This is a genomic window from Pectobacterium betavasculorum (genome assembly GCF_000749845.1).
Classification (GTDB): domain Bacteria; phylum Pseudomonadota; class Gammaproteobacteria; order Enterobacterales; family Enterobacteriaceae; genus Pectobacterium; species Pectobacterium betavasculorum.
In genome coordinates this window covers 292,672-307,712 of the sequence record NZ_JQHM01000003.1, presented here as the reverse complement: position 1 = coordinate 307,712, position 15,041 = coordinate 292,672, and the positions used below count along the sequence as shown (strand labels likewise).

The 15,041-nt window shown below is 52.4% G+C and carries 11 protein-coding genes and 2 CRISPR repeat arrays (1 of these 13 running past the window's edge); of the genes, 7 read left to right on the top strand and 4 right to left on the bottom strand.

Annotated elements, in window-relative coordinates; all coding sequences use genetic code 11:
* Positions 1 to 288: a CRISPR direct-repeat array (repeat unit 28 nt; unit sequence TTTCTAAGCTGCCTGTGCGGCAGTGAAC) (it extends 1,060 nt beyond the left edge of the window).
* 295 nt (positions 289 to 583) lie between these two features.
* From cas1f to cas6f, 6 genes are all read left to right on the top strand, one after another.
* The gene (gene cas1f / locus KP22_RS11400; protein WP_039305976.1) at positions 584 to 1,564 is read left to right on the top strand and encodes a type I-F CRISPR-associated endonuclease Cas1f; all 981 of its coding nucleotides are present in this window, start codon (positions 584 to 586) and stop codon (positions 1,562 to 1,564) included.
* Positions 1,561 to 4,863 (top strand): type I-F CRISPR-associated helicase Cas3f, encoded by a 3,303-nt coding sequence (cas3f, locus tag KP22_RS11395; RefSeq protein ID WP_039324340.1) that lies wholly within the window; start codon positions 1,561 to 1,563, stop codon positions 4,861 to 4,863. The genes cas1f and cas3f overlap by 4 nt, the downstream gene beginning before the upstream one ends.
* A gap of 412 nt (positions 4,864 to 5,275) precedes the next feature.
* Complete coding sequence (gene csy1 / locus KP22_RS11390; protein WP_039324337.1) at positions 5,276 to 6,610, top strand: type I-F CRISPR-associated protein Csy1; 1,335 nt, start codon at positions 5,276 to 5,278, stop codon at positions 6,608 to 6,610.
* The gene (gene csy2, locus KP22_RS11385) at positions 6,607 to 7,539 is read left to right on the top strand and encodes a type I-F CRISPR-associated protein Csy2 (RefSeq protein WP_039324335.1); all 933 of its coding nucleotides are present in this window, start codon (positions 6,607 to 6,609) and stop codon (positions 7,537 to 7,539) included. The genes csy1 and csy2 overlap by 4 nt, the downstream gene beginning before the upstream one ends.
* 13 nt (positions 7,540 to 7,552) lie before the next feature.
* Positions 7,553 to 8,566 carry a type I-F CRISPR-associated protein Csy3 gene (gene csy3, locus KP22_RS11380; RefSeq protein WP_039305966.1) on the top strand — a complete coding sequence of 338 codons (1,014 nt, stop codon included), beginning with the start codon at positions 7,553 to 7,555 and terminating at the stop codon, positions 8,564 to 8,566.
* Positions 8,567 to 8,575: 9 nt separating this feature from the next.
* Complete coding sequence (gene cas6f / locus KP22_RS11375) at positions 8,576 to 9,130, top strand: type I-F CRISPR-associated endoribonuclease Cas6/Csy4 (RefSeq protein WP_039324333.1); 555 nt, start codon at positions 8,576 to 8,578, stop codon at positions 9,128 to 9,130.
* Between the two features lie 321 nt (positions 9,131 to 9,451).
* Here cas6f and KP22_RS11370 read toward each other — a convergent pair whose 3' ends face one another.
* The 4 genes from KP22_RS11370 to uvrA form a co-directional block, all read right to left on the bottom strand.
* Positions 9,452 to 9,853, bottom strand: coding sequence for a type II toxin-antitoxin system VapC family toxin (locus tag KP22_RS11370; RefSeq protein ID WP_425311584.1), 402 nt, complete (start codon positions 9,851 to 9,853; stop codon positions 9,452 to 9,454).
* An 11-nt stretch (positions 9,854 to 9,864) separates the two neighbouring features.
* A complete protein-coding gene (gene vapB, locus KP22_RS11365) occupies positions 9,865 to 10,092 on the bottom strand; it encodes a type II toxin-antitoxin system VapB family antitoxin (RefSeq protein ID WP_011095187.1) in 228 nt (75 codons plus the stop codon).
* Positions 10,093 to 10,379: 287 nt separating this feature from the next.
* A CRISPR array of direct repeats spans positions 10,380 to 10,767; the repeat unit is 28 nt; unit sequence GTTCACTGCCGCATAGGCAGCTTAGAAA.
* 98 nt (positions 10,768 to 10,865) lie between these two features.
* The gene (locus KP22_RS11360; RefSeq protein ID WP_039305957.1) at positions 10,866 to 11,285 is read right to left on the bottom strand and encodes a secondary thiamine-phosphate synthase enzyme YjbQ; all 420 of its coding nucleotides are present in this window, start codon (positions 11,283 to 11,285) and stop codon (positions 10,866 to 10,868) included.
* A gap of 17 nt (positions 11,286 to 11,302) precedes the next feature.
* Positions 11,303 to 14,137 (bottom strand): excinuclease ABC subunit UvrA, encoded by a 2,835-nt coding sequence (gene uvrA / locus KP22_RS11355; RefSeq protein ID WP_039324328.1) that lies wholly within the window; start codon positions 14,135 to 14,137, stop codon positions 11,303 to 11,305.
* 319 nt (positions 14,138 to 14,456) lie between these two features.
* Here uvrA and ssb1 point away from each other — a divergent pair, with 319 nt between their 5' ends.
* Positions 14,457 to 15,020, top strand: a complete 564-nt coding sequence (ssb1, locus tag KP22_RS11350; protein ID WP_039305950.1) for a single-stranded DNA-binding protein SSB1 — start codon at positions 14,457 to 14,459, stop codon at positions 15,018 to 15,020.
* The last annotated feature ends 21 nt before the right edge of the window (positions 15,021 to 15,041 follow it).

Genomic DNA, 15,041 nt, shown 5'->3' with positions numbered 1-15,041 from the left:
CGCGCTTTTCACCGCTTATTTTTCTAAGCTGCCTGTGCGGCAGTGAACATATTGCTGAAGAATTCGGACAATTCGTTTACTTTCTAAGCTGCCTGTGCGGCAGTGAACATCATGTCTCCTAACGGCTTCTTTCTGGCAATTTTCTAAGCTGCCTGTGCGGCAGTGAACTTTTACGCTTCGGCTTTCTAATATTCGCTTCATTTCTAAGCTGCCTGTGCGGCAGTGAACATTGGATTCGTAATGTTGTTCACTGCCGCACATTTCTAAGCTGCCTGTGCGGCAGTGAACTGTAGCCCAATCACTCTAACGGTTTGTTTTATTAGCAGCAATTGCCATTTTCTTCGTAAAAACCCTTTTTTTAATCCTATCTGTAACTCATTGATTTTTAATCCTGTGAAATAGGCCAAATAAAAAGGGTCTGCGTTTGGGTAATATTTTTTGCGGTCATCATCTTTCACATGCAACTGTGATAGTCTGATTTTCATCAGTTTTCTGAAAGTTATATTTTTCCTTATCAAATAGTTAGCCTGCGATTTATTAAGCTGGCGTCATGGCTACTATCTATTACGGCAGAAAATACATTATGGATAACGCCTTTAGGCCTTCGGACTTAAAAACTATTCTGCATTCCAAACGCGCCAATGTTTATTACCTCCAGCATTGCCGCATTCTCGTTAACGGTGGCCGTGTCGAATATGTCACGGAGGAAGGAAACCAGTCTCTGTACTGGAATATTCCCATCGCCAATACCAGCGTGGTGATGCTGGGGACCGGCACCTCCGTCACGCAGGCGGCGATGCGGGAATTTGCCAGAGCGGGCGTGATGATCGGTTTTTGTGGCGGCGGAGGTACACCGCTGTTTGCCGCCAACGAGGCTGAAGTCGCGGTGTCCTGGCTATCACCACAGAGCGAGTATCGACCAACCGAGTATTTGCAGGACTGGGTCAGCTTTTGGTTCGATGATGAGAAAAGGCTGGCCGCCGCCATCGCCTTCCAACAGGTGCGAATAGCGCAAATTCGTCAGCACTGGCTGGGTTCTCGTCTGTCCCGTGAAGCGCGCTTTACCTTTAAGTCTGACCATCTTCAGGCGCTTCTGGATCGTTATGAAAAAGGGTTAACCGATTGCCGCACCAGCAATGACGTGCTGATACAGGAAGCGATGATGACTAAAGCCCTGTACAAACTGGCCGCTAATGCCGTGAGTTATGGCGACTTTACCCGCGCCAAACGCGGCGGCGGTACCGATCTGGCGAACCGCTTTCTCGATCACGGTAACTATCTGGCTTATGGGCTGGCTGCCGTCTCAACGTGGGTACTGGGCCTGCCGCACGGGTTAGCGGTGTTACACGGTAAAACTCGCCGTGGCGGGTTGGTATTTGACGTTGCCGATTTAATTAAAGATGCGCTCGTTCTGCCGCAGGCTTTTATTGCCGCGATGGAGGGCGAAGATGAGCAAGAATTTCGTCAGCGCTGCCTGACTGCATTTCAACAATCCGAAGCGTTGGATGTGATGATCGGCAGCTTGCAGGATGTTGCCAGCAAACTGAGTCAGGTAGCGCGATGAACATTCTGCTGATTTCAGAATGCAATAAGCGTGCGCTGGTCGAAACCCGCCGGATACTAGATCAGTTTGCTGAACGCAAAGGCGAGCGCAGTTGGCAAACCGCCATCACGCAGGAAGGGCTGAACACACTACGCAAGCTGCTGCGCAAAACGGCGCGTCGCAATACGGCAGTTGCCTGCCACTGGGTTCGTAGCACAAACCACACCGAGCTACTGTGGGTCGTCGGCAATCTGCGACGTTTTAATGCGCAGGGAAGTGTTCCTACCAATACCACCAGCCGAGATGTTCTGCGCACAAAAGATGAAAATCCGTGGCACAGCGCCGAAGTATTTAGCCTGCTGGCCGCCATTGCCGGGCTATTTCACGATGTTGGCAAAGCCAATATGCTATTTCAGGCAGGCCTGAGCGGTACAGGCCCACGCAGCCAACCCTATCGACATGAATGGGTATCGCTGCGACTTTTTCAGGCCTTTGTTGGTGAGCAGGACGATAAAGCCTGGCTAACCACACTCAGCATGATTACCTCTGAAGCAGAAACAGAACTACTGGCTGGCCTGCAACGGGATAAACCGACGTTCAGCGATAGTCCATTTCGTACCTTGCCACCGCTGGCGCAGGTTATCGCCTGGCTGATTGTTTCGCACCATCGGCTGCCCGTGTTTAACAAATCGACAGAGCTTGCACCAAATAGTAGTGAACCACAGTTAAGTTTCGCTGAGACATGGTTAACCGACCATCTTTCTCCGCAGTGGAATGCTCTCAACCATTATAAGACCGATTGCTCACCGTCAGAGCGAGAGCAAAACTGGCAGTTTCCTAACGGGACACCACTGCGCAGTACGGTCTGGCGTGAGAAGGCACGAAAATTTGCGGGTCGCGCACTGAAATTACCCTCATTTATGCATTTCGCTCAGTTAGATCAACGGCTGACCGTGCATCTGGCTCGTCTCGCACTCATGCTGGCTGACCATCATTATTCAGCAGGCGCGGCAACGATTGGCTGGCAGGACATGACTTATCCGGTGTGGGCTAATACCGATCGTAAGACTGGGGAATATAAACAGAGGCTGGATGAACACTGCGTCGGCGTTGGGCAAAATGCCTTACTGCTGGGGCGAAGCCTGCCGCACCTGCGTGACACGCTCCCCGCCATCACTCGCCACAAAGGGTTCCGTCAACGTAGTACGCACCCGCGTTTTCGCTGGCAAGATCGCGCGTTCGACCTTGCCTGTTCCATTCGTGATGCCAGTAAGCAGCACGGCTTCTTCGGCATCAACATGGCATCGACTGGCAGAGGAAAAACCTTCGCTAACGCCCGAATTATGTATGGTCTGTCGGATGAAACCATCGGCTGCCGCTTCTCCGTCGCGCTGGGGTTACGCACGCTGACGCTGCAAACCGGCGATGCACTACGGCAGCGTTTGAAGCTAGACGAAGACGACTTAGCGGTGCTGATTGGTTCGCAGGCAGTGCAAGATCTCCATGAAATGCGGAAGGAGACTCAACAACGCCAGCAAAATACGCCACAGACTGGCAGTGAATCCGCCAATCCGCTGTTCTCTGAACATCAATATGTTCGCTACGATGGCTCGCTGGATGATGGTCGGCTAAAAGCATGGCTGGAACGCAGCCCAACGCTACATCAATTACTGAGTGCGCCCGTGCTGATCACCACCATCGATCACCTGATGCCGGCAACGGAAGGGCTACGCGGCGGCCACCAGATTGCCCCAATGCTACGACTATTAACCGCCGATCTGGTGCTGGACGAACCGGATGATTTTGGTCTGGAGGATCTTCCTGCACTTTGTAGACTGGTTAACTGGGCGGGAATGCTTGGCTCACGCGTGCTGCTGTCGTCAGCCACACTTCCGCCTGTATTAATTCGTGCGTTGTTCGATGCCTATCTTGATGGCCGCGCCGCCTGGCAACAGGCTTACGGTACGCCAAATACGCCACTAAACGTCTGCTGTGGCTGGTTTGATGAATTTGACTGTCAGCACGAACAATATGGTGACGTGAAAGACTTCATGGTCAGACACGATGCGTTCGTTCAGCAGCGGCTGAAGAATCTCACCAAAGAGGAACTCCCGCTCCGACTGGCTTCCATTGTGCCCGTCAGCAGCCCCAGTAAAAATGCGGACGATATTTATCTGGCCGTCGCACAGGCGATCCACCCACGGATGTCCGATTTGCATTCTCAGCATCACCAACAGCATGAAAACGGGAAAACCGTCTCACTGGGGCTGGTCAGAATGGCAAACATCGATCCGCTGGTTGCCGTCGCTCGACAGGTACTTGCCATCCCTTCACCGCCGAATATCTGCATTCATTACTGCATTTATCACAGCCAACACCCACTAGCGATGCGTTCTTATATTGAGCAGCGGCTTGATGCCGCGCTGATGCGCAACGACATCAATGCCTTGTGGCAGGTAGAGGAAATTCGTCAGGCGATAGAAAACTCGCCGCAACAGCATCACGTCTTTGTTGTTCTGGCAACCTCAGTCGCTGAAGTGGGTCGCGATCATGATTACGATTGGGCGATTGTCGAGCCTAGCTCAATGCGTTCGCTTATTCAGCTTGCCGGACGAATATTGCGTCACCGACAGGACAAGCAATATGTGCCTAAAACCCCCAATATCTATCTGCTTAGCCACAACATTCGAGCGCTCAGAGGGAAAGACATCGCGTACTGCAAACCTGGCTTTGAGTCGCAGGATGACAGTCTGGATACGCACGATCTCCATCAGCTATTGCAGGAAAAAGAGTACCGCCACCTCAATGCCGCGCCGCGTATCGTGCAGCCAGCATCGTTTATCAAACCGCTTTCGCTGGTAGCGTTAGAGCATGCCGTGTTGGGGAAAACGCTGCTTGGGCTCAAAAATAAAAAACTCGATGATCTGAAACGCCCTCCCGCTGCCTTTTGGTGGCGCGCGCACCCGCATTGGAATGGCGAACTACAGCGGCGTACGCCATTTCGTCAATCGGCGAAAGATGCAGCGTACACCCTGTGGATCGCCGATGACGATGAAGAACCGGTTTTCATGGTGCAGGACGATGGCCCGAGCGGCTGGAAGCAAAGCGATATTGCTCGCCCCGTTACGCTGAACATGGCAGAAGGCGTCAGTGCATGGATCGAACCGGATTACCACGCCTTGTACCAACGGCTGGCAGAAGAAAAGCAGTGGGAACTGAGCTGGGTGAGCGCCCGGTTCGGCGAAATTCGCCTGCGGGAAGACGAGGAAAAAGATTGGCTCTGGCACCCGCTGCTGGGAGTGTTTGGCGCACTCAGTTGAGTGCGCCGCTGCCTGTACGGCAGTTTATATGTATAGCGAACATATCTATTTCTAAGCTGCCAGTACGGCAGTAGCTTAATTCTACATAGCAAGCTACATAAAAACCAATTTTTTAATTTTATAGGGAATATATCTAGGAGTTGATCATTAATCATTCATCAATTACTATTGCCACATTGTGTGAGTTTCTTTGTAGGCTGTTCCATCATGAAACGATTAAAAATCATCTGGTTATGTGTTTCAGTTATTGCCTTTATATTGGTTGTTACCATTGTCACGAAACCAATGATTATGCATATAAATAACCAAGCGGACAGTTCAGCAAAGGGACAGCAATTCTCAATTTTCTCTATAACAATCAATCGAAACTAGAAGAAACTTCATGTAAGAATCTAAAAATAAAGGATTAACTATGAGTGGTGAGAAATTGAAAGCGTTCATACTCTCCTACATCAACAATCGAAAGCAGGCCAAGCTGGATGTGTTCGATAAAGAAGCGGAGAAGAAACGTGCGGTACTCAGCGGTGAAGCGCTGGCTGTAGCGGAACGAGAACTGGCACAGGCGCGGCAGGAGATCGAGCAGAAGCACGAGGTGTGCAACTGGTTAACCGATGCCGCCAACCGCGCCGGGCAAATCAGCCTGGTCACACACGCGGTGAAGTTCACCCACAGTGATGCCAAAGGCAGCAGCGTCTTTAACGCCGAAACGGTAGCGGATGCCAAAACACTCTCCACCGCGACGCTGGCACAACCCGCCATCGATGCCGTCGGCAACGCAGCTGCATTAGACGTTGCCAAGCTGCTACAGACTGAACACGACGGTGATTCGCTGGTCGCCGCCTTACAGCGTGGTGATAACTGCGCACTGGAAGCGCTGGCTGAAAATCCGGAGCAGCTTGCACAGTGGCTAGCAGGATTTCAACAGGTGTTCACCAATCGCCAGCCCAGCTCACATAAGCTAACCAAGCAGATCTATTTCCCACTGGCAAACGGCGAATACCATCTGCTCAGCCCGCTTTACTCCTCTTCACTGGCACACGCGCTCCACCAGCGGATCAGTGCTGTGCGTTTTGGTGACGAGGCAAAAGCGATTCGTCAGGCGCAAAGAACAAACCAGTGGCACGACCAACTCTCTATCAGCTATCCCAATCTGGCAGTACAGAATATGGGTGGCACTAAGCCGCAAAATATTTCTGCACTAAACAGCAGCCGCAGCGGTCGTTCTTATTTGCTCAGCAGCGCGCCACCACAGTGGAATAGTATTGAAAAACCGCCGCAGCAGCATGAATCCATTTTCCGGCCACGCGGCGAGGTGGACTACCACACCCGCGCGACGTTAGCGCAGATGCAGCGCTTTTTGCTCAGCGTCAAAAACGTGGAAAACAATCGCGATATTCGTCAACAGCGCCTGCGTTACCTCGACCAGTTGATCGATCAGCTCTTCTTCTATGTCGCCAGCGTGCAGAATCTGCCCGTCGGTTGGAGCGCAGAATCTGAACTGAAACGCGCCCAGCAGCTATGGCTCGACCCTTATCGTGCAGAAACGGATACGGTTTTCCGCCGTGAACGCGAAGCGGGAGACTGGCAACAGGCAGTAGCCTACGATTTTGGCCGCTGGCTGAACCGTCGCCTCAAACATGAAAACCTGATTTTCGGCGAGGTCGAACGTCGGGAATGGTCTACCGCAGCCCTGTTCAAACGTCGTATGCGAGAAATGGAAAGCGCACTGAAAGAGGAGCTGGCATGAGTACGTTGATTATTCTCCGCAGTATCCAGGTCGAAAACGCCAACGCCATTGCCGGACTGACCTACGGCTTCCCCGCGATTACGCACTTTCTCGGTTTTACCCATGCGCTATCGCGTAAGTTACAGGCCAGCCACGGGCTCACACTGGAAGGCTGCGGCGTGGTAAGCCATCAGCATCAGCTACACGCTTATGGCTCCAGTTGGGAACGGAGCTTTGCCCTGACCCGAAATCCGCTCACCAAAGAAGCCAAAACTGCCGCTTTTAATGAAGAAGGCCGTATGCATATGACCGTCTCATTGTTAATACGCTGCGACGGACAGATCCCAGCGGACACGACAGCGCTATGTGAACATTTGAAACAGCAGGCGCAATGCCAACGTCTGGCAGGAGGAATCGTGATTGATATCGAGCGGGTCACCGTCCAGTCGTTACCAGTGGACGAAGCGGAAACCCGTGGAGTCATGCGCCGCCTATTACCGGGCTTTGTGCTGCGAGATCGCACCTCACTACTGCATCGCCATTTTCAGACGTTACAGCAAGCCAACCCGCAAGCAGAAATGATCGATGCCTGGCTGGATTTTGCCGCGCTAAAGATGCAGTCAGAACGCGATCCTGACGATAACACCATACAGTGGAAATACCTTCCCAAGCCCGGCGACGGCGGTTTTCTGACGCCATTGATGATTGGCTACCGTGCCATTTCACCGCTTTATGCACCCGGTGAGGTTGATAAAACCCGCGATCCGCACACGCCGTTCTGTTTTGCCGAAGCCGCCTACGGCATCGGGGAATGGCAAGGTGCGCACCGCATCAGCGATATCCGCCAGATACTCTGGGAATATGACTATCAGAACGGCGATTATCACTGCCGCCAATTAGCGGATACCGACTCAGCAGCAGAAGATACTTCTTACGAATTCGATGACTAAAAAGGACGACATCATGGCAAAAGCAGCAACGACATTAAAGACCGCATCAGTACTGGCTTTTGAACGTAAATTAGCTAACTCGGATGCATTGATGTATGCAGGCAACTGGGCGCAGCAGGATAACTGGACGGCTATTGCCATCCAGGAGAAATCAGTACGCGGGACGATCTCTAACCGCCTGAAAAATGCCCTTACTAGCGACCCGGCCAAACTGGATGCAGAAATTCAGAAAGCCAACCTGCAAAAAGTGGACGTCGCCGCTCTTCCCTTCGGGGCCGATACCCTGAAAGTCGTGTTCACTCTGCGGGTATTGGGTAATCTGGCGCAGCCATCGGTCTGTAACGATCAGGATTACCAAACCGCGTTGGGGCAAATCATCACCGGATACGCTCAGGAACAAGGTTTCAGTACATTAGCGGCACGCTATGCAGAGAACATCGCGAACGGTCGTTTTCTGTGGCGCAACCGTGTCGGCGCAGAGGCGATCCGCGTCGTCGTCACCAAGAAAGGTGAAAAAAGTTGGGAATTCAACGGTGAAGACTATTCGCTGCGCCAGTTCAGCCAGCCGGCTGGCGATCTTGCAGCATTAGCACAGGCGATTGAGCAGGGGCTGGCGGGCGACGCCTCGGCGCTTTTTACCGTCGAAGCCTATGTGCAGCTAGGGAACGGCCAGGAAGTCTTCCCTTCTCAGGAACTGGTGCTCGACGAAAAAGCGCGTAACGGCAAGAGCAAGATCCTCTATCAAGTGAATAATGTCGCGGCCATTCACTCACAGAAAATTGGCAACGCATTGCGCACCATCGACAACTGGTATCCGGCAGCGGATGAAGCGGGTCCGATTGCCGTCGAACCTTACGGCTCCGTAACCAGTCGCGGTAAAGCCTATCGCCAGCCCAAAGAGAAAATGGATTTCTACACGCTGCTGGATAACTGGGTGATTAAAGGCGATGTCCCCGTGCCGGAGCAACAGCACTATGTGATCGCCACGCTGATTCGCGGCGGTGTGTTTGGTGAAAAAGGCGAATAAGGTGGCGGTATGGATCACTACATTGATATTCGCGTCCAACCTGATCCCGAATTCACCGCGTCTCAGCTATTGAACGCGCTGTTTGCCAAACTGCACCGGGCGCTGGGGCAATTGGCCGATGGCAAGATTGGGATCAGCTTTCCAGAAGTGGGTAAAACGCTGGGGGAATGCTTACGGCTACACGGTACGGAAAACGCGCTCTCTGTGTTAGGAAAAACATCCTGGCTGAAAGGATTGCGGGATTACACACAGGTTTCTGAGTGTAAAGCCGTACCTAACGACGTGAAATTTCGCACTGTACGCCGCGTTCAGCTCAAGAGCAGCGCCGAACGGCTGCGCCGACGCTCCGTTAGCAAAGGCTGGCTGACGGAAGCAGAAGCTGCGGCACGAATTCCCGACGCAATAGAGAAACGCAGCGCACTGCCGTTTGTGCAAATCAAGAGCTTGTCCAACGGGCAGATGTTTTTTGTGTTTGTGGAGCATGGCCCGTTACAGGATGCTCCTATCGCAGGACGCTTTTCCTCCTACGGCCTAAGCGCAGAAGCCACCGTTCCGTGGTTCTAACCCTTTTTTAACGGCCAACTGCAAATTATTGATTGTTAATTGCAGTTGGTCGCTTTAATAAAAAAGGGGTTTTGAGAAAAACCATATTCTCTTTAATAATCTGGTTGTTAGTGTGAAAACCTAACCGTTCACTGCCGTGTAGGTAGCTTAGAAAAGCATCATGCCCAGCAGAACTAGTCCAATCAAGTTCACTGCCGTGTAGGCAGCTTAGAAAAGCGCCTCATTGATACGTGCGCCGGTGTTCCAGTTCACTGCCGCACAGGCAGTTTAACAAGTACAGGGCTTTCACTTCGCCAGATATCACTAGCTCTGTCTGACAGATTATTTAACCCAATCTTCCAGCGCCAGTTCCGGTACTCGCTCAAACTCTCTCAGATTATTGGTGACCAATACGGCCTTAACGCTGATAGCATGACCAGCGATGGCCGTATCATTTGGGCCAATAGGCGTGCCAGCGGCAGCTAACGCGATTTTGATTTTTGTGGTGGCGTCTACCGCTGCGCTATCCCAAGGTAATATCGCATCAAGTCGGCGGCAGAAAGCATCAACCAGCAGCATATGGCGCGGCGAAGCTTTTTTGCCAACCGCCCCAAAACGCATTTCAGCATAAGTGATGGCAGATACCACGATTCGATCGCGTCGCAGTGTGCATTGCTGCAATTTTTCAATCACCGCAGCCGGGTGTTCACGCATTATGAAAGAACAGATATTAGTATCAAGCATGAACAAACGGCTCACAGTTCGAATCTCCCCTCTTCGACTACATCCTGACGTTCTGTCATAAAGTCAGCGTCAGCGCGCTCTTCTTGCAGAAACGAATGCCAATTGGGTTTGACTGGACGCAACATGATGGTATCCCCCTCACGCACGATCTCCAGTTCATTGACGCCTTCAAAATCCATATCACGCGGTAAGCGAATAGCACGGTTATTACCGTTTTTAAATACCGAAACAATACGCATAATGCACCTCCTCTTAATACAGAATTCAGCCAGCCGCTAGCCTGACTAAAACATAGGCTAAGTATAGATTTGAATCGTTCTCTTGTATATCCGCAGCATATGTATGCACTTAACATAGGTCTACCGATAATAGATAAAATCGTTGCCACAGGATTGGCACCCTTTTTCCATGAACACTTGTAACTCATTGATTTTTAATATCGATTAAGCGCTACGATAAAAAGGGTTTTTCGGAGAAAATGGTTTATTTTCTTTTAAAATTAGGTAACTACCGTAAAATAGGAACGGTTCACTGCCGCATAGGCAGCTTAGAAATCTATATGGTCGGTCGCTAGAAAGGGCTTTTTGTTCACTGCCGCATAGGCAGCTTAGAAAGGTAACCACATTTTAGTTCTAACGCAAATATTGTTCACTGCCGCATAGGCAGCTTAGAAACGGCGGCGGATTATTACAAACTACACGCTATTGTTCACTGCCGCATAGGCAGCTTAGAAATTCTTCGGGGAACTTCTTCTCAAGCGTTAATTGTTCACTGCCGCATAGGCAGCTTAGAAATTAGTGCCGCCGCGAGTGCGCCCATACTTCTCGTTCACTGCCGCATAGGCAGCTTAGAAAATGCGATCCGCGCCAGCGACACCTGCGCCTTTGTTCACTGCCGCATAGGCAGCTTAGAAAAACAAACCGATTAGTGGAGTGATTGCGAAAATGTTCACTGCCGTGCAGGCAGCTTGGTTCTATCGGAATGCGTCGCTGGCGCGACGCATTCTTGAGGGCTATTCCCCATTCAGCGTAACAATCAGCGAGCGGCTGCCGCCGTGGTTGCGGTGTTCGCACAGGTAAATACCCTGCCAAGTGCCGATGTTCAGGCGTCCGTTGGTAATGGGAATTGTCAGGCTGTTTCCTAGCAGGCTGCCTTTCAGGTGGGCGGGCATGTCGTCACTGCCTTCATAAGTATGGCGGTAGTACGGTTCATCTTCAGGTACTAAACGATTAAAAAAGCTCTCGAAATCCTGCCGCACCGTGGGGTCGGCATTCTCGTTAATCGTTAGCGCCGCCGAGGTATGTTTGATGAACACATGCATCAGCCCGACTTTTATCTGGCGCAGTGCAACAACCTGCGCCAGTATCTCGTCGGTCACCAGATGAAAGCCTCTGGCTTTCGGCTTCAGGCGGATTTCATATTGCGTCCACATGATTTGGCCTCTCGCTATCAGACTTCACGTGCCAGAATAGGTCGCAGGAAACGCGCAGTGTGGGACTGCTCGCAGTCCGCCACGGTTTCCGGCGTGCCGGAAACCAGAATTTCGCCGCCGCCGCTGCCGCCTTCCGGCCCTAAATCGACAATCCAGTCCGCCGTTTTAATTACATCCAGATTGTGTTCAATCACCACGATGGTATTACCCTGATCGCGCAGCTGATGCAGAACGGTAAGAAGCTGCTCAATATCGGCAAAGTGCAAACCGGTCGTGGGTTCGTCGAGAATATACAGCGTCTGCCCGGTTCCACGTTTTGACAGTTCACGCGCCAGTTTCACACGCTGCGCTTCCCCGCCGGACAGCGTGGTTGCCGACTGCCCAAGGCGAATATAGGACAGGCCGACATCGATCAGCGTTTGCAGTTTTCGCGCCAGCGCCGGAATCGCATCAAAGAACTCACGCGCTTCTTCGATGGTCATATCCAGCACTTCATGGATGCCTTTGCCTTTGTATTTAATTTCCAGCGTTTCGCGGTTATAGCGCTTGCCTTTGCACTGGTCACACGGCACATAGACATCCGGCAGGAAGTGCATTTCTACCTTGATCACGCCGTCACCCTGGCAGGCTTCGCAGCGCCCACCGCGTACGTTAAAACTGAAACGGCCAGGATTATAACCACGGGTACGAGATTCAGGTACACCAGCAAACAGCTCACGAATCGGCGTGAAAATGCCAGTGTAGGTTGCAGGGTTAGAGCGCGGCGTACGACCGATCGGGCTTTGATCGATATCGATCACTTTGTCGAAATGCTCCAGTCCCTGAATTTCACGGTAAGCGGCAGGTTCTGCCAGCGTTGCGCCGTTCAACTGGCGCTGCGCCAGTGGGAACAAGGTATCGTTGATGAGTGTAGATTTACCCGACCCCGACACGCCGGTGATGCAGGTAAACAGGCCAACCGGCAGCGTCAGCGTGACATCTTTCAGGTTGTTGCCCTTAGCGCCAATCAGTTTCAGCACTTTGGTTGGATCCGCAGGTACGCGCTGCTTCGGTATTTCAATCTTGCGTTTGCCGCTAAGGAACTGCCCCGTCAGCGAGCCTGGCACCGCCATAATCTCGTCCATCGTGCCTTCGGCGACAATCTGTCCACCGTGTACACCTGCGCCGGGGCCGATATCAATCACATGATCGGCAGCACGAATCGCGTCTTCATCGTGTTCCACCACAATAACGGTATTGCCCAGATCGCGCAGATGAACCAACGTTTCCAACAGGCGCTCATTGTCGCGCTGGTGCAGGCCGATAGACGGCTCATCCAGTACGTACATGACGCCAACCAGCCCAGCGCCGATCTGGCTTGCCAGCCGAATACGCTGCGCCTCACCGCCGGACAGCGTTTCCGCCGAACGGGAGAGCGACAAATAGTTCAGCCCAACATTCACCAGAAACTTCAGCCGATCGCCAATCTCTTTCAGCACTTTCTCGGCGATTTGAGCGCGCTGCCCGCTGAGCTTCATGTTCTTGAAAAACGTCATCGCATGGCCGATGCTCATATCGGAAATCTGCGGCAGCGTCGTCTGCTCAACGAACACGTTACGCGCTTCTTCACGCAGACGCGTCCCGCCGCAGCTGGCACAGGAACGGTTGCTGATGAATTTTGCCAATTCTTCGCGCACCGCCGTGGATTCCGTCTCTTTATAGCGACGCTCCATGTTGTGCAGCACGCCTTCGAACGGATGACGGCGCACGGAGGTATCGCCGCGATCGTTGATGTATTTGAATTCGACGTTCTCTTTACCGGAGCCGTACAGAATCACTTTCTGTACCGCGGCGCTCAGTCCCTCAAACGGCGCATCGACGTCAAATTTGTAGTGCTCCGCCAGTGAGCGCAGCATCTGGAAATAGTAGAAATTGCGGCGATCCCAGCCGCGAATCGCGCCGCCCGCCAGCGACAGCTCGGCATTTTGCACCACGCGGGACGGATCAAAGAACTGTTGCACACCCAGACCATCACAGCTTGGGCACGCCCCCGCTGGGTTGTTGAACGAGAACATACGTGGTTCCAGTTCGTGCATGCTGTAGCCACACACCGGGCAGGCAAAGTTCGCCGAGAACAACAGCTCAGGCTGCGTTGGATCGTCCATATCGGCGACCACCACGCTGCCACCGGACAGATCCAACGCGGTTTCAAACGATTCCGCCAGTCGCTGCGCCAAGTCTTCTCGCACTTTAAAGCGATCGACGACAACTTCAATGGTGTGTTTTTTCTGTAATTCCAACTTCGGCGGATCGGACAGATCGCACACTTCGCCGTCGATACGGGCACGGATATAGCCCTGTGACGCCAGGTTTTCCAGCGTTTTGCTGTGCTCGCCTTTGCGATCTTTTACAATCGGTGCCAGCAGCATCAGGCGTTTACCTTCCGGCTGCGCCAGCACGTTGTCCACCATCTGGCTGACCGTCTGCGCATCCAGCGGCACATCATGCTCTGGGCAGCGCGGCTCACCCACACGAGCAAACAGCAGACGCAGGTAGTCATGAATTTCGGTAATCGTCCCAACCGTAGAGCGTGGGTTGTGTGAAGTGGATTTCTGCTCGATAGAGATCGCGGGCGACAGCCCTTCTATATGATCGACATCCGGTTTTTCCATCAGAGACAAGAACTGACGGGCGTAGGCGGAAAGTGATTCCACATAGCGTCGCTGCCCTTCGGCATACAACGTGTCAAACGCCAACGATGACTTACCCGAACCAGACAGACCAGTGATGACGATCAGCTTGTCGCGGGGGATTACCAGATTGATATTCTTGAGATTATGGGTACGAGCACCACGAACTTCGATCTTATCCATTCACACACTTCCCGGAATAAAAACGGTTTGTCATCGTCTCCTGAACGGAGAGAACCGGTACGAAACAAACAATTATGACACAAAAAAAACGCCGGACGCGTTTTTTAACGTCGCTTGCGACGACCCGTAGGGTGGCAAGCAGGGATAGCTTGCCATAAAAAAAACTGAATGGATATCCAGTATTAAACCCGTTTACTTTGCAAACACTGCAAATCTGACTTTCATTTCTGAAGCCATTTCGCAGGTATGCTACAAATGTGTATCATGATAAAATTGATCGTTTAGACTTACATAAATTGATTCATCAGGAGACACGAGCATGGCCAGCAGAGGCGTTAATAAAGTGATTCTTGTCGGAAATCTGGGTCAAGACCCGGAAGTCCGCTATATGCCGAATGGTGGTGCAGTTGCCAACATCACGCTGGCTACGTCTGAAAGCTGGCGTGACAAGCAAACCGGTGAGCAGAAAGAGAAGACCGAATGGCACCGTGTGGTTCTGTTCGGTAAGCTGGCAGAAGTCGCGGGCGAATACCTGCGTAAAGGCTCTCAGGTCTACATCGAAGGCGCACTGCAAACCCGTAAATGGACCGATCAGTCTGGCGTAGAGCGTTACACCACCGAAGTGGTCGTTAACGTCGGCGGCACCATGCAGATGCTAGGTGGACGCCAAGGCGGCGGCGCACCAGCAGGCGGTGGCAATGCAGGTGGCGGCCAGCAACAAGGCGGCTGGGGTCAACCTCAGCAACCGCAGGGTGGCAACCAGTTCAGCGGCGGGGCGCAAGCTCAGCAGCGCCCAGCACAGAACTCGCCTTCCTCACAAAATAATGCCCCGGCACAAAGCAACGAACCGCCAATGGATTTCGACGACGATATTCCGTTCTAACAGTTACTCGTTGTAAAGTGT

Bases quoted from the DNA above. Each gene is read 5' to 3' on its own strand.
- cas1f (WP_039305976.1), top strand. From the start codon at position 584: ATGGATAACGCCTTTAGGCCTTCGGACTTAAAAACTATTCTGCATTCC.
- csy1 (WP_039324337.1), top strand. From the start codon at position 5,276: ATGAGTGGTGAGAAATTGAAAGCGTTCATACTCTCCTACATCAACAAT.
- cas6f (WP_039324333.1), top strand. From the start codon at position 8,576: ATGGATCACTACATTGATATTCGCGTCCAACCTGATCCCGAATTCACC.
- ssb1 (WP_039305950.1), top strand. From the start codon at position 14,457: ATGGCCAGCAGAGGCGTTAATAAAGTGATTCTTGTCGGAAATCTGGGT.
- csy2 (WP_039324335.1), top strand. From the start codon at position 6,607: ATGAGTACGTTGATTATTCTCCGCAGTATCCAGGTCGAAAACGCCAAC.
- KP22_RS11360 (WP_039305957.1), bottom strand. From the start codon at position 11,285: ATGTGGACGCAATATGAAATCCGCCTGAAGCCGAAAGCCAGAGGCTTT.
- uvrA (WP_039324328.1), bottom strand. From the start codon at position 14,137: ATGGATAAGATCGAAGTTCGTGGTGCTCGTACCCATAATCTCAAGAAT.
- KP22_RS11370 (WP_425311584.1), bottom strand. From the start codon at position 9,853: ATGCTTGATACTAATATCTGTTCTTTCATAATGCGTGAACACCCGGCT.
- csy3 (WP_039305966.1), top strand. From the start codon at position 7,553: ATGGCAAAAGCAGCAACGACATTAAAGACCGCATCAGTACTGGCTTTT.
- cas3f (WP_039324340.1), top strand. From the start codon at position 1,561: ATGAACATTCTGCTGATTTCAGAATGCAATAAGCGTGCGCTGGTCGAA.
- vapB (WP_011095187.1), bottom strand. From the start codon at position 10,092: ATGCGTATTGTTTCGGTATTTAAAAACGGTAATAACCGTGCTATTCGC.